The 1374-nt window shown below is 26.3% G+C and carries 2 protein-coding genes; both read right to left on the bottom strand.

The window, feature by feature from the left end; genetic code table 11:
* The coding region (locus tag BM119_RS19485) for a hypothetical protein (RefSeq protein ID WP_143087370.1) at positions 1-315 on the bottom strand (315 nt) is incomplete at its 3' end.
* A 24-nt stretch (positions 316-339) separates the two neighbouring features.
* Positions 340-1374, bottom strand: a 1035-nt coding sequence (locus BM119_RS19480) for a condensation domain-containing protein (protein WP_242948484.1), incomplete at its 5' end; no start/stop codon positions are given.

Below are 1374 nucleotides of genomic sequence, written 5' to 3'. Positions count from 1 at the left end.
AACCTTGCTGTAAACAATTTTCCTTGAATCTTCAATATTGTAGAAAGGAATTCCTATTGTAATACATTTTTTACACATATATTTAGATAAATTAATTTTCATTGATGCCACTAAAAAGGAATACATGAGAAACTTATTATCTTTACACAATGTTTTTAACTTTAAACCAGAGTCATTATCAATTATCGTTGAATATTTACCAATTTTATATTCTTCATTATGATAACCCCATGAAAACTTCTCACTTTCTGTTGATCTATCTATTTGATCAATCCAATATCTATACCCATCAAATCTCTTTAAATCTTTCTCCATAATTTTTCCTCTCTTTATCACCTATTAAAAGCAAAATTCATCATCTAATTGAGAGTATTCTTTTAAATCTTGTTCATCATTATATATATATTGTAATAATAAATTTTCATTATCAGCTATCATTTCAAGTATGTCTATAAAATCATCTCTCATTATCTCTATAGACTCTCTATTAAATAAATTATTGCAATATACAAAATATAATTGTAAATTATCTATCCCTTCTATTAATGATAGCATTAAATCAAACTTAGCATTTTTATTTTCACTAAGCCTTGCCTTTAACGTCATTCCATTTAATTCTACATCATCATCTTCTATATTTAATGTGTTAAAAGTTACATCAAACAAAGGATTTCTACTTTGCACTCTATCTATATTTAGTTTTTGTACTAAAGTTTCAATTTGATAATCTTGATTATCATATGCTTTTAATGAATTTTCTTTTACTTCTTTTAAGAAATCTATATATGTTTTGTTTGTTTTCGGCTTATTTCTTAAAGCTAAAGTATTTACAAACATACCCATTACATTTTGAAGATCAGAGTGTCTTCTTCCAGCTATCGGTATCCCCACAACTATATCTTCTTGACCACTATACTTGGCTAAAAGTATATTAAATGCTGATAATATCACCATATGCATTGTTGTTCCAGTTTTTCTTGTAAGCTCTTTTAACTTGCTTGTAACTGCTTTATCTATTCCAAATTCCACATTGCTACCATCCAAACTTCTAATACTAGTTCTTTCGTAATCATATGGTAATTCTAATACTGGTATCTCATCATTAAACATGTTCATCCAATATTCTTCTTGCTTCTTCATCTCTTCTGACTTTAAAAAATTATTTTGCCATGCTGAAAAATCTTTATATTGAAGCTTTAATGATTCTAAATATCCCCCATTATATATCGTAGCAAATTCATTTACTAAAATACTCATAGACACTCCATCAGATATTATGTGATGCATATCTATTAATAAATATTTTTTACCTTGAGTTTCTACTATTTCAATTCTAAATAATGGTGCTTTTCCTAAATCAAAAGGTTTAATAAA

Source organism: Clostridium frigidicarnis (assembly GCF_900111985.1).
GTDB classification, from domain to species: domain Bacteria; phylum Bacillota; class Clostridia; order Clostridiales; family Clostridiaceae; genus Clostridium_Z; species Clostridium_Z frigidicarnis.
The sequence above is the reverse complement of the archived record's forward strand: the minus strand, read 5'-3'. Positions and strand labels throughout refer to the sequence as shown.